Source organism: Burkholderia sp. Ax-1720 (assembly GCF_011753035.1).
In the GTDB taxonomy this organism is placed as follows: Bacteria; Pseudomonadota; Gammaproteobacteria; order Burkholderiales; family Burkholderiaceae; genus Burkholderia; species Burkholderia gladioli.
The window spans coordinates 1-19,276 of sequence record NZ_VWWK01000079.1 but is presented as its reverse complement, the minus strand read 5'-3'; the positions used below and the strand labels follow the sequence as shown (position 1 = coordinate 19,276).

General features: G+C 70.6%; 20 protein-coding genes. 10 read left to right on the top strand and 10 right to left on the bottom strand.

The window, feature by feature from the left end:
- Nucleotides 1–11 precede the first annotated feature (11 nt).
- The 6 genes from F3J18_RS21540 to F3J18_RS21515 all read left to right on the top strand — a co-directional run bounded on the left by F3J18_RS21540 (nt 12) and on the right by F3J18_RS21515 (nt 4,544).
- Nucleotides 12–233, top strand: a complete 222-nt coding sequence (locus tag F3J18_RS21540; protein WP_166914090.1) for an acyl carrier protein — start codon at nt 12–14, stop codon at nt 231–233.
- A gap of 2 nt (nt 234–235) precedes the next feature.
- Nucleotides 236–1,297 (top strand): ketoacyl-ACP synthase III, encoded by a 1,062-nt coding sequence (locus F3J18_RS21535; protein ID WP_025100008.1) that lies wholly within the window; start codon nt 236–238, stop codon nt 1,295–1,297.
- On the top strand, nt 1,294–2,058 hold the full coding sequence (locus F3J18_RS21530) for an SDR family oxidoreductase (protein ID WP_025100009.1): 765 nt from the start codon (nt 1,294–1,296) through the stop codon (nt 2,056–2,058). The genes F3J18_RS21535 and F3J18_RS21530 overlap by 4 nt, the downstream gene beginning before the upstream one ends.
- A complete protein-coding gene (locus tag F3J18_RS21525) occupies nt 2,058–2,732 on the top strand; it encodes an acetyltransferase (protein WP_166914088.1) in 675 nt (224 codons plus the stop codon). Before F3J18_RS21530 ends, F3J18_RS21525 begins: the two co-directional genes overlap by 1 nt.
- Before the next feature lie 11 nt (nt 2,733–2,743).
- Nucleotides 2,744–3,853 carry a Rieske 2Fe-2S domain-containing protein gene (locus F3J18_RS21520; protein ID WP_166914086.1) on the top strand — a complete coding sequence of 370 codons (1,110 nt, stop codon included), beginning with the start codon at nt 2,744–2,746 and terminating at the stop codon, nt 3,851–3,853.
- 67 nt (nt 3,854–3,920) lie between these two features.
- Nucleotides 3,921–4,544, top strand: a complete 624-nt coding sequence (locus F3J18_RS21515) for a LysE family translocator (RefSeq protein WP_166914084.1) — start codon at nt 3,921–3,923, stop codon at nt 4,542–4,544.
- Between the two features lie 95 nt (nt 4,545–4,639).
- Here F3J18_RS21515 and F3J18_RS21510 read toward each other — a convergent pair whose 3' ends face one another.
- Entirely contained in the window at nt 4,640–6,256 is a 1,617-nt protein-coding gene (locus F3J18_RS21510) for an acid phosphatase (protein WP_051598366.1), read from the bottom strand.
- A gap of 440 nt (nt 6,257–6,696) precedes the next feature.
- Nucleotides 6,697–7,731: a LysR family transcriptional regulator gene (locus F3J18_RS21505; protein WP_025100573.1), complete on the bottom strand. Its 1,035-nt coding sequence runs from the start codon at nt 7,729–7,731 to the stop codon at nt 6,697–6,699.
- A 161-nt stretch (nt 7,732–7,892) separates the two neighbouring features.
- Here F3J18_RS21505 and F3J18_RS21500 point away from each other — a divergent pair, with 161 nt between their 5' ends.
- Complete coding sequence (locus tag F3J18_RS21500) at nt 7,893–8,816, top strand: carbon-nitrogen hydrolase family protein (RefSeq protein ID WP_036048617.1); 924 nt, start codon at nt 7,893–7,895, stop codon at nt 8,814–8,816.
- A 65-nt stretch (nt 8,817–8,881) separates the two neighbouring features.
- Here the strand turns inward: F3J18_RS21500 and F3J18_RS21495 are convergent, their stop codons facing one another.
- Nucleotides 8,882–9,928: an aldo/keto reductase gene (locus F3J18_RS21495; RefSeq protein WP_166914082.1), complete on the bottom strand. Its 1,047-nt coding sequence runs from the start codon at nt 9,926–9,928 to the stop codon at nt 8,882–8,884.
- Between the two features lie 150 nt (nt 9,929–10,078).
- Between F3J18_RS21495 and F3J18_RS21490 the strand changes: the two genes are divergently transcribed.
- Both F3J18_RS21490 and F3J18_RS21485 read left to right on the top strand, forming a co-directional pair.
- Nucleotides 10,079–10,669 carry a TetR/AcrR family transcriptional regulator gene (locus F3J18_RS21490; RefSeq protein WP_013696249.1) on the top strand — a complete coding sequence of 197 codons (591 nt, stop codon included), beginning with the start codon at nt 10,079–10,081 and terminating at the stop codon, nt 10,667–10,669.
- Between the two features lie 496 nt (nt 10,670–11,165).
- A complete protein-coding gene (locus F3J18_RS21485) occupies nt 11,166–12,779 on the top strand; it encodes a methyl-accepting chemotaxis protein (protein WP_166914080.1) in 1,614 nt (537 codons plus the stop codon).
- A gap of 22 nt (nt 12,780–12,801) precedes the next feature.
- Here the strand turns inward: F3J18_RS21485 and F3J18_RS21480 are convergent, their stop codons facing one another.
- A complete protein-coding gene (locus tag F3J18_RS21480) occupies nt 12,802–13,089 on the bottom strand; it encodes an XRE family transcriptional regulator (RefSeq protein ID WP_029951084.1) in 288 nt (95 codons plus the stop codon).
- Nucleotides 13,090–13,140: 51 nt separating this feature from the next.
- Nucleotides 13,141–13,500 carry a type II toxin-antitoxin system RelE/ParE family toxin gene (locus tag F3J18_RS21475; protein ID WP_166914078.1) on the bottom strand — a complete coding sequence of 120 codons (360 nt, stop codon included), beginning with the start codon at nt 13,498–13,500 and terminating at the stop codon, nt 13,141–13,143.
- 126 nt (nt 13,501–13,626) lie between these two features.
- Here F3J18_RS21475 and mug point away from each other — a divergent pair, with 126 nt between their 5' ends.
- Nucleotides 13,627–14,202 carry a G/U mismatch-specific DNA glycosylase gene (gene mug / locus F3J18_RS21470; protein ID WP_166914076.1) on the top strand — a complete coding sequence of 192 codons (576 nt, stop codon included), beginning with the start codon at nt 13,627–13,629 and terminating at the stop codon, nt 14,200–14,202.
- Between the two features lie 9 nt (nt 14,203–14,211).
- On the opposite strand, the gene F3J18_RS37865 is transcribed toward mug, so the two are convergent.
- The 5 genes from F3J18_RS37865 to F3J18_RS21445 all read right to left on the bottom strand — a co-directional run.
- Nucleotides 14,212–15,309, bottom strand: coding sequence for a hypothetical protein (locus tag F3J18_RS37865; RefSeq protein ID WP_205195530.1), 1,098 nt, complete (start codon nt 15,307–15,309; stop codon nt 14,212–14,214).
- Entirely contained in the window at nt 15,306–15,716 is a 411-nt protein-coding gene (locus F3J18_RS21460) for a prepilin-type N-terminal cleavage/methylation domain-containing protein (RefSeq protein ID WP_029951086.1), read from the bottom strand. The genes F3J18_RS37865 and F3J18_RS21460 overlap by 4 nt, the downstream gene beginning before the upstream one ends.
- Nucleotides 15,716–16,240, bottom strand: a complete 525-nt coding sequence (locus tag F3J18_RS21455) for a type II secretion system protein (RefSeq protein WP_166914099.1) — start codon at nt 16,238–16,240, stop codon at nt 15,716–15,718. The genes F3J18_RS21460 and F3J18_RS21455 overlap by 1 nt, the downstream gene beginning before the upstream one ends.
- Before the next feature lie 95 nt (nt 16,241–16,335).
- Entirely contained in the window at nt 16,336–18,879 is a 2,544-nt protein-coding gene (locus F3J18_RS21450) for a cohesin domain-containing protein (RefSeq protein ID WP_025100582.1), read from the bottom strand.
- Between the two features lie 31 nt (nt 18,880–18,910).
- Nucleotides 18,911–19,276 (bottom strand): hypothetical protein (locus F3J18_RS21445; RefSeq protein WP_166914074.1); only part of this gene is annotated, 366 nt, incomplete at its 5' end.

Here is a 19,276-nt window from a genome sequence, read left to right as displayed (position 1 = left end):
CAGGAAACGCAATGAACGCATTCTACGAAGGGCTCGCGGAAGTCTTCGAAATCGACACCGCCGAGGTCTCGCCGGCCCTGGTGCTGGCCGACCACAACTGGGATTCGCTGGCGATCGTCTCGACCATCGCGCTGGCCGACGACTGCTTCGGCGTGCTGCTGAACGGCCAGGCGCTCGGCAACTGCCTGACCGTCGCCGATATCGAGGCGCTGGTCCAGGCGCAGAAGGGCTGAGCTTGGACGCGCCGCTCGCCCCGGCCGGCCGCGAACTGCGCGCCGGCGGCGCCCGCCTCGCCGGCGTGGTGTCCTGCCTGCCCGCGCAGGAGCAGTCGAACCAGCCGTTCGTCGAGCGCTTCGGCGAGGCGGCCGTGCGCGACGTGGTCAAGATGATCGGCGTCGAGCGGCGGCGCCGCGCGGCCGAGCACCAGACCACCGCCGACCTGTGCCGCGCGGCCGGCGAGCACCTGCTGCGCGGCCTGGGCTGGCGGCCGGACCAGGTCGATGCGGTGCTGTTCGTGTCGCAGACGCCCGACTACCGGCTGCCGGGCACGGCCTTCGTGCTGCAGGCCGCCTGGGGGCTGCCGGCCGCCTCGATCGCGCTCGACATCAACCTCGGCTGCTCGGCCTACCCGCAGGCGCTCTGGCTCGGCATGAACCTGATCCGCAGCGGCGCGGCGCGGCGCGTGCTGCTGGCGGTGGGCGACACCATCAGCAAGCTGGTCGATCCCGAGGACCGCGCCACCGCGCTGCTGTTCGGCGACGCGGGCACCGTCACCGCGCTGGAGGCCGATCCCGAGGCGGAGGACGCGCATTTCGTGATCGGCGCCGACGGCGGCGGCGTGCCCAACCTGATCGTGCCGGCCGGCGGCTGCCGCGGCACGCCGACCGACGACGCGCGCCTGGTCGGCCGCTCGCCCGACCATCTGTTCATGGACGGCGGCGAGATCTTCAACTTCACGCTCAGGCGCATCCCGCCGCTGGTGGCGCGCACGCTCGAACTGGCCGGCCACGGCGCGCAAGGCCACGATGCCTTCCTGTTCCACCAGGCCAACCTGTTCATGCTCAAGCATCTGGTGAAGAAGGCCGGCTTGCCCGCCGAGCGCGTGCCCATCAACCTGAACGCTTACGGCAATACCAGCTGCGCCTCGATCCCGCTGCTGATGACGACCGAGCTTCGCGAGGCGCTCGCCACGCGCGCCATGCGCCTGGCGATGTTCGGCTTCGGCGTAGGCTATTCCTGGGCTTCGGCCTCCCTGCTGACGGGGCCGCTCGCCGTCGTCGACACCATCGAATCATGACCGTCTTCTCCGAACGCTGCCTCGCGGGCGGCACCTATCTCGTCACCGGCGCCTCGTCGGGACTCGGCCGCGCCGCCGCGCTGGCGATCGCCGGGGCGGGCGCACGCGTGATCGCGGGCGGGCGCGACGCCGAACGGCTGGCCGCCACGCTCGACGCGCTGCCCGGCAGCGATCACGTGGCCGCGACGCACGCGCTCGACGACGCCGACGTCTGCGCCGACTGGGTCGCCCAGCTCGCCGAGCTGCATGGCCCGCTGCGCGGCGTGTTCCATGCCGCCGGCACCGAGCTGATCCGGCCCGCGCGCATGACCCGGCAGGCCCAGCTCGACGAGACCTTCGGCGCCAGCCTGTTCGCCGCCTTCGGCATCGCGCGCGCGGCGGCCCGCAAGGGCGTGATGGAGGACGGCGCCTCGCTGGTGCTGATGTCCTCGGTGGCGGCCAGCACCGGCCAGGTCGGCATGACCGCCTACTCGGCCGCCAAGGCCGGCATCGAGGGCCTGGTGCGCTCGCTCGCCTGCGAACTCGCGCCGCGCCGGATCCGCGTCAACGCGATCGCCGCGGGCGCGGTGCGCACCGCCATGCACGAACGCCTGACGCGCGGCAGCCCCGACGAGGCCGTGGCCGCCTACGAATCGAGCCACCTGCTCGGCTTCGGCGAGCCCGAGGACGTAGCCGGCGCCGCGCTGTTCCTGCTGTCCGGGGCGAGCCGCTGGATCACCGGCACCGCGCTGGCGGTCGACGGCGGCTACCGGGTGCGCTGATGGACCAGATCCTCGAGCGCGCCGCCCCGCAACCGGCCATCCACGCCGAGCGCTACATCGTCGCCGGCGGCGGCGCCTTCGCCCGCGAGCTGATCAACTGGGCCGAGGACGCCGCCGACGCCGGGCTCGGCCCGCGCGTGACGGGCTTCCTGGACGTCGATCCCGAAGCCTTGTCCGGCTTCGGCTACGCGCTCGACTGGCATGGCGACATCGACGCCTACCAGCCCGCCGAGGGCGACGCGGTGCTGCTCGCGATCGGCGAGCCGCGCGCCAAGGCCGAGGTGGTGGCCCGCCTGGCCGCGCGCGGCGCGCGCTTCGGCTCGCTGCGCCACCCCAGCGCCGTGGTGGCGCGGCGCGCCCGGCTCGGCATCGGCGTGGTGATCTGCCCGAACGCGGTGCTGTCGGCCGATTGCCGGATCGGCGACTTCGCCGCCGTCAACATCCTGTCGAGCGTCGGCCACGACGTGACGCTCGGCGCCTATGCCACGCTCAGTTCGCACGTCGACCTCACCGGCCACGTGGTGGTGGGCGAGCGCGTGTTCTTCGGCTCGGGCGCCCGCGTGCTGCCGCGCGTGACGATCGGCGCCGACGCGCGGATCGGCGCCGGCGCGGTGGTGATGCGCAAGGTGCCCGAGGGCGCGACCATGTACGCGGCCCCCGCGAAACGGCTTTGACAGGTTCGATCATGGATTTCGACCGTGAACTCGTCGCCCGCCACTGGCAGTTGCTCGGCCATCGGCGGGAATTGCCCGCCGACGGCGATTTCGTGCGCTTCGACAGCGCCGCCGGCGAGATCGTGGTATTCAACGACGGCGGCGAGCTGGTCGCGTTCGACAATCGCTGCCCGCATCGCGGCGCGCGCCTCTATCTGGAGGACAGCGGCAACCAGGCCGCCAGCTGCGCCTACCATGGCTGGACCTATCGCCAGGGCCAGCTGATCATCCCGGGGCGCGAGCGCTTCCGCCACTGCCGCATCGAGCAGGCCGCGCTGAACCGCTACGCGCTCGACTGGTGCGGCGACTTCCTGTTCGTCGGCATGCGCCCCGCCACCGACCTGTCGACCCAGCTCGGCGAGTTCGAGCAGCTGGTTGCCGACATCTCGTTCAACATCGACCGGCGCGTCGACCTGAACCGCTACGACTACGGCTGCTACTGGCCGCTCGCGGTCGAGAACGCGCTGGAGCCCTACCATATCGGCGCGGTCCATCCCGGCACGCTCGGCACGCTGGCGCTGGACGACGGCGAGAACCGCTTCCACGGCGCCAACTCCGCCTGGTTCGCGCCGCTGGGCGCGGCGCGCCAGCGCAACCAGCTGGCGAAGCTGCGCCGGCTGTTCGCGATCGACTTCCAGTACGAGGGCTACCTGAGCCTGTACCTGTTCCCGTTCACGATGATCTCGTCGACCTACGGCTACTCGTACTCGCTGCAGCACTTCCTGCCGGCGGGCGGCGGCGCCGATCTCGCGCGCTTCACGAGCCGCCTCTACGCGGCGCCCACCGTGGGCGCGCAGGCCGATGCGATCGTCGAGCCCTTCCTGGCCTCGACGACGCGCCTCAACCGCCAGGTGTTCGAGGAGGACCACGCGATCTGCCGGCGCCTGCCGCGCGACGCCTGGTCGATGGCGCCGCTCGAATTCGCGGCCGACACCGAGGTCAAGATCGATCACTTCCGCACCGCCTGCCGCGCCTTCGACGCCACGCTGCGGCGCTCCTCGCCGATCGCCTCGGTATCGGCCGTCCCGGCCGCGCCGGCCGAACCGGCCGTCCCGGTGGTCTCGGTGGTCTCGGCGGGCTGAATCGGCGCTTGACAAGCCCGCTCGCGGCATGGATCACTGAGGCCTCCCCTTTCCCGCGGAGCCCAAGATGACCCTCGAAACCTGGCTCGCCTTCGCCGGCGCGAGTCTCCTGCTGGTGATGATTCCCGGCCCGACCATCCTGCTGGTGATCGGCGATTCGCTCGCCAATCGCGAGCGCTCGTCCTGGAGCACGGTGGCCGGCGTGAGCGCCGGCGACACCACCGCGATGGCGGTTTCGCTGGCCGGTGCCGGCGCGCTGCTGGCGGTGTCGTCCACCGCCTTCACCGCGCTCAAGCTGGCCGGCGGCGCCTACCTGATCTGGCTGGGCCTGCGCTCGATCCTGCAGGCGCGCGCCAGCGGCCGGCAGAGCGTGCCGCTCGAACCGAAATCGGCGCGCCGCCGCTTCCTGTCGGCTTACGCCGTCACCGCGCTGAACCCCAAGAGCATCGTGTTCTTCGTCGCCTTCGTGCCGCAGTTCGTCTCGCCGCACCAGAGCTTCGCCTCGCAATGCCTGGTGCTGCTGCCGACCTTCGTCTGCATCGCCACCCTCAACGCCACCTGCTACGCGCGCCTGGCGCGCTACGCGGCCTCGCGGCTGACCGGCGCGGCCGCCCAGCGGCACTTCGGCTATGGCGGCGGCGCGGTGCTGATCGGCGCCGGCGCGCTGACGCTGCGCATGTCGCATCACTGAGCGCGCGGCGCGCCAAACGAAAGGGCAGCCCTCGCGGGCTGCCCTTTTTTCATGTCGCGTCGCCAGCGCCGGCGACGCGCGGCTCGCGCCGGAACTCAGGCCTGGCCGAGATCGAGCGCGTTGCTCAGGTCGCCCGGCGGCGTCGCGCCGCGCGCGGCGAAGGCGCGATCGCGCGCGGCCACGCCGTCCAGCGGCGCGAGCCCGTGCACGCGGCTGATGAAGCGCAGGATCGAGTTGGTGTCGTAGAAGGTGTGGTCGACATGGCCGCGCCGTGCCAGCGGCGAGATCACCAGTGCCGGGATCCGCGAGCCCGGGCCCCAGCGGTCACCCTGCGGCGGCGCGACCGGGTCCCACCAGCCGCCGTTCTCGTCGTGGGTCATGATGATCACCGTGTTGGCCCATTGCGGGCCGCGACGGATGTGCTCGATCACCGTCGCGATGTGGCGGTCGCCCGATTCCACGTCGGCGTAGCCGGCATGCATGTTCAGGTTGCCCTGCGGCTTGTAGAAGGTGACCGCCGGCAGCCGGCCGGCGTCGATGTCGGCCAGCAGCCGATTGGTGGAGGGGTCGTCGCCGAGCCCCGCGTCGCGCAGGTGGCGGCGCCGCGCCTCGGTGCCGGGCGCGTAGTTGACGAAGTAGTTGAAGGGCTGATGGTGGTACTGGAAATCCGGCACCATGCCGGTGTCGCGGTGCTCGATCGCGTATTGCCAGGCGCCCGAGTACCAGGCCCAGTCGATGCCCTTCTCCGAGAGCCGGTCGCCGATGGTCGCGTAGCGCTGCGGCGGCAGCACGCGCGGGTTCGACGGATCGGCATAGGCCGGGTTGCCGTCCTCGGGCGGGCGCACGTTGCTGGGCTGGTAGGGCGGCGCCATGGTGTTGACGGCATAGCCGTCGGGCGTGAACAGGCCGTCGTTGACGAACTTCGGCGGGCCGTCGAGCGCCGAGGCCGGTGAATCGCCGGCCTGCTTCAGGCGCGTGCCGGCCGGGTCGTCACCCTCGACCACCGAGGCCAGGTGCTTGGCCGGGCTGCTGGCGATGTCCGGATAGAACGGCGCCTGCGCCGAGATCAGGAACATGTGGTTCAGCCAGGAGCCGCCGAAGGCGGCCATGAAGAAGTTGTCGCAGAGCGTGTATTCGCGCGCCAGTTGCCAGAGCCGCAGCGTCTCGGCCGAGTTCCGGTAGTGGCCCATCACCAGGCCGCCCGAATCGGCCCAGGCGGCGAACTGGTCGTTGCGGCCGGCGTTGATCTGCATCTGGTTCTGGTAGAAGCGGTGCCAGAGGTCGCGCGTGATCACGCCGTTCGGCAGCGGCTTGCCCTGCGCGTCGGGAATCCGGAACGGCGCGTTCTTCAAGCCCTGGATGTCGCGCTCGGCGATCATGTAGCGCTTGCCGTCCACCTCCTGCGCCTGCGGCACCAGCCCGCCCCAGATCGCCGGCAGCCGCGCCAGCGGCGTGCGTCCGTCGCGGTCGAGCTGGGCGGCGCGCTCGGGCGGCACCGAGGACAGCGGCGTCTGCACGCCAGGGAAGTCGCCGTAGAGATTGGCGAAGCTGCGGTTCTCGGCGTAGATCACCACGATCTGCCGGACCTGCTCGCGCAGCGCGCGATCGGCGCGCAACTCGGCCTCGCTGCGCGGCGGCGTGGCGGCCGCGCCCGGCTGGGTGGCGCAGCCGGCCAGCGCGAAGCTCGCGCCCAGCGCGGCGATCCCGCCCAGCGCGCGGCGCCGCTCGGGATCGTCGGGGCCCGCGGCATCGCGAGCGGCATCGGCGAGGCCGGGCCGCGCCTCGGGATCGGCCGGTTGCTGGCCCGGGCGGGTGGTCGGGTCGATCGGGTCGGTCACGTCGTCATCCTCCAGTTGGGGTGCCCTGCCGGGCTGGTGCGGTTCGGGCTGTCCTCGTCCTTGTCTTGCCGAAACCATGTGACAGTTTCGTGACAACGAGGAGCCCGCCGATGGTAACCGTTGCAACATGACAATGGCTGCTTTCGCGGCACGAGGCGCATGCGAGCCTGCGGCGGACCGCTTGCCGCGCGCCCGAGGAGGCGCCCCGGGCATGCCGCGGCGAATGCGGCGAATGCGGCGAGCGCGGCGCCGATCGCTACCGTCGAGATCCCGGCCATTGCGCCGCCGCCGGGCCCGCGCGCGACGGCGCTCGCTCAGTTCCGCCCGAACCCCTCGAAACACTCGACGATCGCGGTGCGCACCTTGGCCACCGCGGCATCCTTCAGGGCGCTGACGCGCCAGCCGAGCGCAACGGGATACGCCGGCAGCGCCAGCGGGCAGGCCGCCAGGCGCAGCCCGCCGAGGCGCGCGATGGCCTGCGCCGCGTGATACGGAATGGTGGCCACCGCCGGCGTGCCGCGCAGCAGGAAGGGCAGCGCCGCGAAATGCGTGGTCGAGGCGCGTACCGTGCGGCGCCGGCCCAGCTCGGCCAGCGCCTCGTCGACGATCCCGACCACCCCGCCCGAGGACACCAGCACATGCTCGCGCGCGAGGAAATCGTCGAGGCTCAGCACCGCGCGGGCGGCCGCGTCATCGGCCGGCGGGCCGCCGCTTGCGTCGTTCGCGCCGATGCGGGCAGGATCCCGGCCGGAATGGCGATGCGGCGCGCCGCTTCCACGTGGATTCGCATCGCCGCCCGCGGCGTGGCAGGGATCGACCAGGCAAGCGTAGCCGCCATTGCCCAGCGCCACATGCCCGAGCCCGCGCGTGGCGAAGCCGCCCGCCGCGATCGCCAGGTCCATCTCGCGATTGGCCAGCGCATCGCCGACGATCTGGCTGTGGGTCTGCCGGAAGATCAGGCGCAGCCCCGGCGCGAGCTGCGCGACGCGCGCGATCAGGCGGCCGCCGAAGGCGATCTCGAAATCGTCCGACATCGCCACCGATACCGCGCGCCCCGCGAACGAGGCCGGCGCCGGCGCGCCGAAGGCCAGGCTCTGGCGGCAGCGTTCGAGCGCCTCGCCGATCAGCGGCTCCAGCTCGCGGGCCCGCGCGGTGGGTGCGAGGCCCCGCCCGGTGCGCACGAACAACGGATCGCCGTACAGCTCGCGCAGTCGCCGCAGCGCCGCGCTGACCGCCGACTGCGTGAGGTCGAGCCGGATCGCCGCGCGGCTCGCGCCGCCCTCGTCGAACAGGGCCTCGAAGACTTTCAGCAGGTTCAGGTCGACGTCGGCGATATTCATCGGGTTCATATCGGAAAGTGGCCCGGCAGGTGTTGCCGGGCAAGGCATCGCGCCATGATACGGGCATCGGAGCGGGAATCGACGGCAATGCGAAGGCCGGCCGCCGCGCTCCGCATCGATATCGCGACGGCCGCGCCGCCGCGCCACATTCGCCCGCCCTGGAGGCTTCCATGACGCAATCCCGCATCGCCGCGCTGCAGATCGGCGCATCCCCGCTCGGCAAGGCCGACACGCTCCAGCGCATCCTCGCCTGGGAGGACGCGATCCGCGCCCGGGAACTCGCCCTGGTGGTGATGCCCGAGGCGCTGCTGGGCGGTTACCCGAAGGGCGAGATCTTCGGCACGCGCCTGGGCTACCGGCTGCCCGAGGGCCGCGAAGCCTACGCGCGCTATCACGACAACGCGATCGACGTGCCGGGCCCCGAGACCGAGGCGCTGGCCGAGCTGTCGGCGCGCACCGGCGCCTCGCTGGTGATCGGCGTGATCGAGCGTGCCGGCGCGACGCTCTACTGCACGGCGCTGTTCCTCGATCCCGTCGGCGGGCTGGTCGCCAAGCATCGCAAGCTGATGCCGACCGGCACCGAGCGGCTGATCTGGGGGCAGGGCGACGGCTCCACACTGCCGGCCGTGCCCACCGCGGCGGGGCTGGCCGGCGCGGCGATCTGCTGGGAGAACCACATGCCGCTGCTGCGCATGGCGATGTACGCCAAGGGCGTCGAGATCTGGTGCGCGCCGACCGTCGACGAGCGCGACATCTGGCAGAGCTCGATGCGCCATATCGCGCACGAGGGACGCTGCTTCGTGGTATCGGCCTGCCAGGTGCAGCCCTCGCCCGCCGAGCTCGGCATCGAGGTGCCCGACTGGGACCCGCAACGGCCGCTGATCAACGGCGGCAGCGTGATCGTCGGGCCGCTCGGCGAGGTGCTGGCCGGCCCGCTCAAGGGCGAGACCGGCCTGGTGGTGGCCGAGGTCGACACGGCCGAGCTGGTGCGCGCCCGCTATGACCTCGACGTGACCGGCCACTACGCGCGGCCCGACGTGTTCTCGCTGACGGTGGACGAACGCGCCAGGCGCAGCGTGAAGTTCGAGGGCTGAATGCCCTGCGAGGCGAGGCCGGGCACGACCAGCCGGAGCAACCCGCGCCGCGCCCGGCCGCCCGCTCAGGCCACCGGCTCGGCCGGCAGGTCGAGCAGCGCGTACTTGCCGCCCGAGATGCGCTGGCGTGTCGCCTCGCTGTCGATGATGGTGTAGGGGAACACCGGCGGCAGCGCGCTGACCGCGTCGAGCCGCGCGACCAGCTCGTCCGGCAGGCGCAGCTTCGCGGCGGCCAGGTTGTTCTCGAGCTGGACCAGGCTGCGCGGCCCGATGATCGGCAGCGAACCCTTGGCGGCCACCCAGGCGATCGCCACCTCGCCCGGGCTCACGCCGAGCTCGCGCGCGGCCTCCAGCACCGCATCGAGGATCGCGCTGCGCTGCGGGCTGTCCTCGGGCTGGAACACGCGCCCGCCCAGGCCCTCCAGGCGCCCCTTCTCGCCCTGGCGATACTTGCCCGTCAGCATCCCGCCGCCCAACGGCGACCAGGCCGCGATGCCGAGCCCCAGCGCCCGCCCGGCCGGCAGCAGGTCCTGCTCGGTCACGCGCTGCACCAGGCTGTGCTCCACCTGCAGCCCCGCGATCGGCAGGCTGCCGCGCAGCTCGGCCAGGGTGGCCGCGCGCGCCACGCGCCAGGCCGGGAAATCGGAGAAGCCGGCGTAGAGGATCTTGCCTGCGCGCGCCAGGTCGTCGAAGCCGCGCACGATCTCCTCGAGCGGCGTGACCTGGTCGTCCATGTGCGCCCAGTAGAGATCGATGTGGTCGGTCTTGAGGCGCTTCAGGCTGGCCTCGGCCGAGGCGATCATCGCCTTGCGGCTGTTGCCGGTGACCAGGATGCCGTCCTTCGGGCTGGCCCGCTGCGTGTACTTGGTGGCCAGCACGAAATCGTCGCGGCGGCCTTGCAGCAGCTCGCCGAGCAGTTCCTCGGACTGGCCGAACTGGTAGCTGTCGGCGGTATCGATGAAGTTGCCGCCGGCCTCGGCATAGGCGTCGAGCATGCGACGCACTTCGTCGGGCTCGGCGCCATGGCCCCAGCGCGTGCCGAAATTGCCGGCACCGAGCACGAGTTCGGAGACTCGCAGCCCGGTGTGCTTGCCAAACAGGGAATAGCGCATGTCGGTGTGATCCTGCGTGGATGGAACGGTGAGAAGACACCGGAGCCCGCGTCGGCCGCCGCGGATTCCAGTTTTTGATTGCAGTCGCAATGTTAGTGACATTAATTGTGACTGTAACTAAAATCAAGAACATTCTTGCGGGAGCAGCTCATGCGGGTATCGAAGGAAAAGGCGGCGGAAAACCGGGAAGCCTTGTTGCAGGCGGCCAGCCGGCTGTTTCGCGAGCACGGCATCGACGGCGTGGGCGTGGCCGACATCGGCCGCGAGGCCGGGCTCACGCACGGCGCGCTCTATGCGCATTTCGATTCGAAGGAGGCGCTGGCGGCCGCCGCGATGGCCCGTGGGCTCGAGGCCAGCCTCGATTCGATGACGCGCTCGGCAGGCGAGGCGCCCGACCTGGAGCGCCACCTCGACTTCCTGTTCTCGGCGCGCATGCGCGATTCGCTGGTCGGCTGCCCGCTGGCGGCCTCGGCCAGCGAGGCGGCGCGCCAGGGCGAGGCGGTCAGCGCCAGCTTCACCGAGGGTTTCATGGGGATGGCCGAAATCGTCGAGGCCAGCATCGACCCGGCCCTGCCGGCCGAGCAGCGGCGGCGCATCGCCTTCACCACCATCGCCGCGCAGATCGGCGCGGTGGCCGCGGCCCGCGCGATCGCCAAGGTGGACGCGGCACTGTCCGACGAGTTGCTGGCTTCGGTGCGCGCGGTGCTGGCCGGCATCGAGCACGGCGCCTCGGACGCCTGAGTCGGCGGCGGGCCGGCAAGCGTTCCTGCCGGCCGCCTTTCACCGCTCCTGCCGAGCACTCTCGTCGGCCGCCCCCTGCCGGCCACGGCCGGCGGCCACTTCCGTGGGCCGCCCCGCCGCTGCTCCTGCCGACCATCGCTCTTGATCACCGATATCGAGCAGCGGCGCTCCCAGCCGCCTCTATCGACCGGTTCTGTTAGCTGCTTCTGTCAGCCGCCCCTATCAACCGCTTCTGTCAGCCGCTGCTGTTAGCCGCCCCGGCGACGGCGCGCGGCCTCCCCCTGCTCCCTTGCTCCCACCCGCCGCGACTGAATTTGATGCCCGCTGTAACCAAATCGCAAAAACAACGGAATAAACAGACGTATCGAATCGTTTGCATGGTGGCCGGCACGGCAGTCCCGCGCCAAGCCACCGCATGCGTGCCCGCCCAGTGCCTGGGGACGGGGCCGCGCGGCATCACACAAAACCTGACCAGTCCAGGCAAACGGGGAAACACATGAAGATTCGGATTCGCAGTGTGCGCGGCAAGCTCGTACTCAGCTTCGGCATGATGCTGCTGGGGATGGTGGCGCTGGCCATCATCGCGATCGTGCAGGTGCAGAACATCCGCGAGCGGCTCGACGACATCATCGACCTGAACGGCGTGAAGGAACGCTACGCGATCAACTTCCGCGGCAGCGTGCACGACCGCTCGATCGCGCTGCGCGACGTGATCCTGGTCGGCCCCGACGAACTGCCGACGGTGGTCGAGCACATCCGCAAGCTGCAGCGCGACTACGAGGAATCGGCCCGGCCCTTCGAGACCGTGTTCCTGCCCAGCGACAACGTCTCTCCCGAGGAGAAGTCGATCTACCAGGGCATCCGCCGCGCGCAGGCGCAGGCCATGCCGCTGATCGACCAGGTGATCGAGCTGCAGACGCAGGGCCAGTCCGACGCGGCGCGCAAGGTGCTGCTCGACGGCGCGCGGCCCGCGCTGGTGGCCTGGCTGGCGGCCATCAACACCATGATCGACTTCGAGGAATCGCTGAGCGCCAACGAGGGGCTGGAGGCGCGCGAGATCAGCCGCGAGTTCAAGATCGTGATGGCCGCGATCACCGCGCTGGCCTGCGCGCTCGGGCTGGGCATCGCCTGGCTGGTGACGCGCAACATCGCCGCCACGCTCGGCGCCGATCCGCGCGAGATGATCGAGTTCGCCGAGGCGATCCGCGGCGGCAACCTGTCGGTGCCCTCGCCCGCGCGCGGCGAGGACGAGGCCAGCGTGATGGCGGCCGTCACCAAGATGCGCGACAGCCTGGCCGAGATCGTCGCGCGCGTGCGCGAGGCGGCCGATGGCGTGGTGCAGGCCAGCCGCGAGATCGCGCACGGCACCAACGACCTGAGCGCGCGCACCAGCAAGCAGGCGGTGGCGCTGGAGCAGGCCACCCACGCGCTCGGCGAGTTCGACGCGAGCGTCTCCGAGAACGCCTCCAACGCCAGCCACGCCGACGAACTCGCCAACCAGGCCTCGTCCAAGGCCGGCAACGGCGGCGACGCGGTGGGCCGGGTGGTCGACACGATGCGCGACATCGACAGTTCCTCGCACCGGATCGGCGAGATCATCGGCGTGATCGACGCGATCGCCTTCCAGACCAACATCCTCGCGCTCAACGCCGCGGTGGAGGCGGCCAAGGCGGGCGGCCACGGGCGCGGCTTCGCGGTGGTGGCGGGCGAGGTGCGGATCCTGGCGCAGAAGAGCGCGGCGGCGGCCAAGGAGATCAAGTCGCTGGTGCGCGACAGCAATGCGCGCGTGAGCGACGGCGGGCGGCTGGTGGAAGTGGCCGGCTCGACCATCGCCGAGGTGATCCAGTCCTCGCGCAACGTCACGTCGATCATGAGCGAGATCAACGACACCTGCCGGCTGCAGACGCACCGCATCGGCGAGGTGCGCGGCATGATCGAGCAGCTCGAGGACAGCACCCAGCAGAACGCCGCGCTGGTCGAGCAGTCGAGCACCGCCACCGAGATGCTGGTCTCGCAGGCCGAACGACTGCTGGAGACCGTCAGCGTGTTCCGCACCGCGATGGATGCGGCGCTCGCGCCGATGGGGGAGCTGGCGGTGATGCCGGGCTAGGGGGTTCGGGGCGCGTTCGACGTCATGCCGCGAGCAATTCGAACCGGAACTTCTTTCCCAGAGCGTTGGCGGCGCTCGCGAGCGTCGTCAGCGTGAGACTCGTGTCGGTAGCATCGAGCAAGCGATTGAGCGCGGCACGGCTCGTCTTCATGCGAGCCGCCATGGCCGACTTGGTCAGGTGCTGCACTTTCATTTCCTGCTCGATCTGCCAGGCGATCACCCGCTTCATCGCGATTGCCGCCGCCTCTTCGAGCATGGCGTCCTCGGCGAGAAACGCATCGAAATCGCTGCCGATGTGTTGGTTTGCCATGATTCGCTCCTTCTCATCCATCCGTGTCTTGTTAGATGCGGTTCAACTTTTTCATTTCGCGGCCTTGTGCACCCGCTTCATCCTCTCCACCGCCAACGCCAGATCATCCCGAGGCGTGCTGCGTGATTTCTTGATGAAGCCATGCAGCAATACCATCTGCTGGCCCGCCACCGTGAATAGAATCCGGGCAATTCGCCCCGCCAGCCAGATCCTGACCTCGTAGAGATTGCCACCAAGCTTCCTGACCAAGGGCATGCCCAGCGGCCAGCCGAACTGAACTGTCTTGATATCGGCGCCGATCGAGCGTCTATCCGTTTCGTCCAATGTCCTCAGCCAAACGCGCACCGGCTCGTTACCTGCCTCCGAGACAAAGAAATGGACCGTAAGAACTATGGCGACAGATTCAGACATATCGAAGTCGGGCCGATGAGCATAATGCCCGAATCGTACCAATTTTGATACACACGTAAACCTGACGCGCCGTCGCAGGCTACATTACGGATCGTCCGATTTCCGCTCCCGCCTGGATTGCCCGCCTTGAATCCGCCCATCCCGCCCGTCTCCCTCTCGCCCTTCGACGTCCTGCTGCCCGGCCTGCCCGTGGTGTTCTGCGGGATCAACCCGAGCCCGCTGGCGGCGCAATCGGGGCACAACTTCGGTTCGGCCTCGAACCGCTTCTGGCCGGCGCTGCACCGCGCCGGCTTCACGGTCGAGCGGCTGCGCGCCGAGGACGATCGCGCGCTGCTGCGCGAGGGCTGCGGGATCACGGCGATGGCCACGCGCGCGACGCGGCGCGCCACCGATCTCGCGGCGGGCGAGATGAGCGATGCCGTCGCGCCGTTTCGCGCCAAGATCGCGTACTTCCGGCCGGGTGCCGTGGCTTTTCTCGGCAAGCCGGCCTATGCGGCGATCGCGGGCCGGCGCGAGATCGAATGGGGCGAGCAGCCGGAGCGCTTCGAGGCCGCCCGCGCCTGGGTGCTGCCGAACCCGAGCGGGCTCAACCGCGCCTTCACGCTCGACCGGCTGGTCGAGGCCTATGCGGCGCTGCGGCTCGCGATGGCCGCCGAACTCGCGGCCTGGCGCCTCGGCCAGGAGGATCTCGACTGCGCCTGAGCGCGCGGCTCAGCGATTGGCGCCGTAGCCCGACGAGAAGCCGCCACCGTTTGAGAAACCACCGCCTGAAGAGAAACCGCCACCGACCGAGGAACCGTTACCGGACGAATAAGCGCCGTTGCTCGAAAAGCCGCCGCCCGAAAAACCGCCGCCATTCGAGAAACCGCCGCTGTTCGAGAACCCGCCGCCGGTGGAAAAGCCGCCATCGTTCGAAAAGCCGCCGCCGTTCGCCGAAGCGCCGCCATTCGCGAAACCGCTGCCGCCACCGAAACCATTGCCGCTGCCGAATCCATTGCCGCCGCCAAACCCGCCACCCGTCGAAAAACCATCGCCGCTCGGCCAGCCGTTGTCCGGAAAACCGTCATCGTCGGCCTTGCCGGCCACCGGATCGCCGGCCGTCATGCCGCCGGGCATCGTCACGCCGCCGGGCGGCAGCGCATCGGGCAGCGGCGTGCCGTCGGGCGAGGCCGGCACGCCCGCGTTGGGCGCGCGCCCGCCCACCGCGAGCAGTGGCCGGCGCGCGACGAACACCCATTGCGTATAGCTGCGCCGATTCTCGAAACCGCGGAATTCCTCGGGAAACAGCTTGAGCTGGATCGGCCGCGCGCGCGAGGCGCTGTGGATGCCGACGATGGTCTGCCCGTCGGGCGAGCGCACCAGCACCCAGTCGGCCTTGCCGGTCAGCGGATCGGCATAGACGCGGCGCAGGTGGCGCACCGGATTCGGATAACGCGGATCGTGCACCAGGTCCTGGAGCGTGCGCGGCTGGCGCGGCAGGCCGGCCGGCGTGGCGTCGGCGTAGCTGAGCAGGGCGCGCTGGAACGCGCCGCCGACCTCGAGCAGCGCCTTCTCGGCCATGCGCCGCTGGTAGAGCGCGCCGAGCTGGATGGTGGCGGCCGCCGCCACGCCGACGATGGCGATGCCGATCAGCAGCGCGATATAGGCGTAGCCGCGCTGCCCGCGCGGCGCCGGAAGCGGCGGTCGAGGCCGACGTCGACGCGCCACCTGCGCGCCCAGCGAAGCGACCCGCGCGAAATCCGGGCGCGCGCCATCGCGGCCGCCCGCGCGCGCCGTCGCGCCAGCCCCCGAACGCGCCATCGCCGTCATAAGGAATCGAACGGCCGCCCGTCGAGCGTGCTGCCCTGCGCGCCGCTCTTGAGGTCGTAGACCTTGCCGGGGAATTGCTCCTCGGGCGCGATGATCTGCCAGCTGGTGGCGTTGTCGGCGACCGGGTCGAACGGCAGCGTGCGCAGGTAGTGCCGGTCGACCAGCTCCTGCAGCGAATCGGGATATCTCCCCAGGTCGCCGTAGAACTGGTCGATCGCATCGCGCGTGGCGTGCAGGTTCTCGGCCAGGATCTTTTCCTTCGATGCGTCGATCGAGTGGAAATACTGCGGCAGCGCGATGGTCAGCATCAGCGCGATGATCGACAGCACCAGCAGCAGCTCGATCAGCGTGAAGCCGCGGCGCTTGCCGGCGCGGCGCGCCGCCAGGATCGAAAGTCTCGTCGCCATCACCATTTCCGGTAGGGAATGCCGTTCAGGCCAATGCCCGGCGAGAGCGAATACACGTCGTAGACGTCGTCGCCCTCCTCCGGCTCGTCGGGTTCGCTCGCGTAGGCGCGCTTGCCCCAGGTATCGGCGGCGTCGAGCTGCGCGTCGTGGTTCATCGGGTCGCGCGGCATGCGCCGCAGGAAATAGATCTTGCGGCCCTTCGGGTCGGTCTGGTCCTTCACGCCGTCGACCAGCACGGAAAGCTTCGGCGGATAACCGCTGCCGCCGTTCTCCACCGGCACCCGGCCGTCCTTGCCGGCCAGCTTGTAGGCGTCGAGCGCGGCGCGGATCTCGTGCAGCGCCTCGCGCAGCTCCTGCTCGCGCTCGCGCTGGCGCATCACCTGCGCCACCGGCACGGTCATGCTGGCCAGCACGCCGAGGATCGCCAGCGTCACCAGCAGCTCGATCAGCGTGAAGCCGGCCGCCGCGCGACGGCCGACTCCCGACGCGGCCCGCGCGGCGCGGGCGCGGCGCGAGGCCGGCAGCGGGGCCGCTTGCGAGGCCGATAACGAGGCCGATAACGAGGCCGACTGCGAGGCCAACGACGCGGCCTCGCCAGGCACAGGCTTCGGCGCGCGCATCATGGCGTGGCGTTGATGCCGAGCGTGTAGGCGCTCGGCGGCGGCACCGTGATCTGCGTGCCGGTCAGGCTGACCACCGCGCCGGGCTGGATCTTCACCGTGGTCGGCGCGGCCGGCGCGAGCGCCTTGAAGGTCAGCACCGCGTAGGTCCCGGTCGAGGCGCCGCCCATTCCGCCCTGCACCCCATCCGAAAGCTGCACCTGGCCCGGGCTCACGCGGCTCGAGAAGCTGGTCGGCGCGCCGCCCTGCTTGAGGAAGTCGCCCTCGGTCACGCCGACGAACTGCAGCTTGGTCGCGTCGAAACTGACCGTCGAGGCGGCGCTGGCCACCGGCTGGTCGGCGCTCAGGGTCAGCGAGACCGTCACCGAATCGCCGGTCTTCACCTGCGGCGGGCCGTCCACCGTCATCTGCCCGGTACCGGGCGTGGGCCCGATGCCGCCCGGCGCGAGCCCGTCGCCGCCGCCGATCAGGCCCACGCCGCCCGAGCCATAGGCGCTGCCGTAGCCGCCGGCACCGGCCCCGGCGCCCGAGCCGTAACCGCCCGCGCCCGGCTGGCCGCCCGCGCCGAAGCGCGAGCTGTCGCCGCCGGCCGACGCGCCGCCGCCGCTCGAGCTGCTGCTGGCCGCCGGCGCGATCCCGTTCGACTGGATCATGCTGCGCATGCTGGTTTCGGTGCCGGAGGTGAAGTAGGCGAGATCCGCGTCGGGCCGGCGGATGTTGCGCACCAGGTGCGGCGTGATCGCCAGCACGATCTCGGTGTTCTTGGCCTGGTCGTCGGTGGCGCCGAACAGGCGGCCGAGCACCGGCAACTGGCCGAGGCCGGGCAGCTTGTTGCCCGAGGTGCGCTCCTCGTTGTCGATCAGGCCGGCCAGCACGTCGGTCTCGCCGTTCTTGAGCTGCAGCACCGTGCTCGCGGTGCGCGTGCCGATCTGGTAGGCGGCGGTGCCGGTGGTGGTGGTGATGGTGTTGCCCAGGCTGCTGACCTCCAGCGCGAGCTTGATGCCGACCGTGTCGTCGAGATAGACGGTCGGCTCGACGTTCAGCGTCAGGCCGATGTCGAGGTAGTTGACCGACTGCGAGAGGAAGCCCGTCGAGGTGGCGGTCGAGGTGAAGTTCGGCACGCGCTCGCCGATCAGGATCTTGGCCTTCTCGTGGTTGCGCACGCGGATGCGCGGATTGGTCAGCAGCTTGACGGTGGAATCCTGCACGTTGGCGTTGACGGTGGCCTGCAGCGACGACAAACCGATGGTGCGCACGGTCTGGTGCAGCAGGTCGTTCATGGTCAGCGCGGGGCTGGTGCCGTTCGAGCCGCCGCCGAAACCACCGCCGAAGCCGCCGCCATAGCCATAGGGGTAATACGGCGTGTTGGTATTGGTGTTCTGCCCCGTGACCGGCGCGATCACGCTGCCCAGCGGCAGCGGCGTGACGTTGACCGAGCCGGGCCAGGCCACCCCGAGGTTCAGTTCGTTGTTGCGCTGCACCTCCAGCACCTCCACCTCCAGCATCACCTCGGGCTCGGGCACGTCCTCCAGCGAGACCAGCCGCTCGGCCATGCGGATCGCGTCGGGCGTGTCGCGCACGATCACCATGTTGAGCTTCTCGTCGGCCACCACGTCGCGGACCTTCAGGATCGTCTTGAGCGTGTTGGCGATGGTCTTCGCCTCGGTGTTCGAGAGGAAGAAGGTGCGCACCGCCAGCTCCTGGTAGTCCTTGAGCTTGGCGGGCGTGTTCGGGTAGATCAGCACGGTGTTCTCGTCGAGCACCTGCTGCGCCAGCCCGTTGGTGGCGAGCACGTAGCGCACGGTGGCGTCGATCGTGCTGTTCTTCAGGAAGATGGTGGTGCGCTGGTCGGTCTTCACGTCGCGGTCGAACAGGAAGTTCATGCCCGAGGAACGCGAGATCACGTCGAAGATCTGCTTGAGCGGCGCGTCGCGGAAGTCGATGCGGATCGGCTTGCGATAGGCCGCCGCCAGCGCCGCCTCGACGCGCGCCGCGCCCGTCTCGGCCGACAGCCGGCGCTGCAGCTCCAGCGCGCGCCGGTTGGTGGGCGCCTCGGTCAGCACCGCGTCGAGCAGGCGCCGCGCGTCCTCGGGCTGGTGCCGCATGAACAGCGCCTCGGCGCGGCTCAGCGCGATGTTCAGGCGCGCGTCGGCGTCGAGGTTCGAGATGCCCGCCTGGGCCCGCTCGCTGCCAGGGCTCAAGGACAGCGCGTGCTCGTAGGACTTGCGCGCCGCGTCGCGCTGGCCGCCCGCGGCGAGCCGGTCGCCGGCCTCGACCAGGTCGTTGACGGCCTTCTCGCGCTCGGCCAGCCAGGTCTTGCGGTATTCCGCGTCCTCCGGCTCGGTCTTCGCGGCTTCCTTGTACTTGGCGATGCCCTCGTCGACCTTGCCGGCCGCGGTCAGTTTCTGGCCGTCGCGATAGGCCTGCTGCGCGGCGCAGGCGCCCAGCAGCACCGGCAGCGCGACCAGCAGCGTGCCGCGCCGCAGGCGCGGCAGGACGCGCGGCGCGCTCGGGCGGGATCGGGTTCGGTTCGGGGATGGCATACGCAACGTTTCGTTCCTGGTGGCGCGCGGATCAGTCGGCACTGCCGATATCCAGCGTCTGGACTAGTTTCTGGGGCAGATAGACGAGCGTCAGGTTGGGCGGCGCGATCGCATCGACCTTGTAGGTGCCGTCGATCACCATCTGCTCGTGGACGATCAGCGTGTCGTCGCCGCGCGCGAGATAGACCTCCCAATGGCCGTTCGCGAGCTGCTTGCCGAGATAGGTGAAGGGCATCGCCGGCGTGTTCGGCAGCGGCGGCACGTCGACCTGCGAGGGGGCCGCCGAGGGCAGCGGCGGCGCCAGCATCAGCGTGTTGAACAGCGCGTGGGCGCCGGCGTCGCCGCGCTCGGCGCGCGCGCGGATCGCGGCGATCGCGACGGTGCCGGGCGCTGCCGC

Coding starts and splice junctions, on each gene's coding strand:
- F3J18_RS21540 (WP_166914090.1), top strand. CDS start 12: ATGAACGCATTCTACGAAGGGCTCGCGGAAGTCTTCGAAATCGACACC.
- F3J18_RS21530 (WP_025100009.1), top strand. CDS start 1,294: ATGACCGTCTTCTCCGAACGCTGCCTCGCGGGCGGCACCTATCTCGTC.
- F3J18_RS21525 (WP_166914088.1), top strand. CDS start 2,058: ATGGACCAGATCCTCGAGCGCGCCGCCCCGCAACCGGCCATCCACGCC.
- F3J18_RS21520 (WP_166914086.1), top strand. CDS start 2,744: ATGGATTTCGACCGTGAACTCGTCGCCCGCCACTGGCAGTTGCTCGGC.
- F3J18_RS21515 (WP_166914084.1), top strand. CDS start 3,921: ATGACCCTCGAAACCTGGCTCGCCTTCGCCGGCGCGAGTCTCCTGCTG.
- F3J18_RS21505 (WP_025100573.1), bottom strand. CDS start 7,731: ATGAACCCGATGAATATCGCCGACGTCGACCTGAACCTGCTGAAAGTC.
- F3J18_RS21500 (WP_036048617.1), top strand. CDS start 7,893: ATGACGCAATCCCGCATCGCCGCGCTGCAGATCGGCGCATCCCCGCTC.
- F3J18_RS21495 (WP_166914082.1), bottom strand. CDS start 9,928: ATGCGCTATTCCCTGTTTGGCAAGCACACCGGGCTGCGAGTCTCCGAA.
- F3J18_RS21490 (WP_013696249.1), top strand. CDS start 10,079: ATGCGGGTATCGAAGGAAAAGGCGGCGGAAAACCGGGAAGCCTTGTTG.
- F3J18_RS21485 (WP_166914080.1), top strand. CDS start 11,166: ATGAAGATTCGGATTCGCAGTGTGCGCGGCAAGCTCGTACTCAGCTTC.
- F3J18_RS21480 (WP_029951084.1), bottom strand. CDS start 13,089: ATGGCAAACCAACACATCGGCAGCGATTTCGATGCGTTTCTCGCCGAG.
- F3J18_RS21475 (WP_166914078.1), bottom strand. CDS start 13,500: ATGTCTGAATCTGTCGCCATAGTTCTTACGGTCCATTTCTTTGTCTCG.
- F3J18_RS37865 (WP_205195530.1), bottom strand. CDS start 15,309: ATGACGGCGATGGCGCGTTCGGGGGCTGGCGCGACGGCGCGCGCGGGC.
- F3J18_RS21460 (WP_029951086.1), bottom strand. CDS start 15,716: ATGGCGACGAGACTTTCGATCCTGGCGGCGCGCCGCGCCGGCAAGCGC.
- F3J18_RS21450 (WP_025100582.1), bottom strand. CDS start 18,879: ATGCCATCCCCGAACCGAACCCGATCCCGCCCGAGCGCGCCGCGCGTC.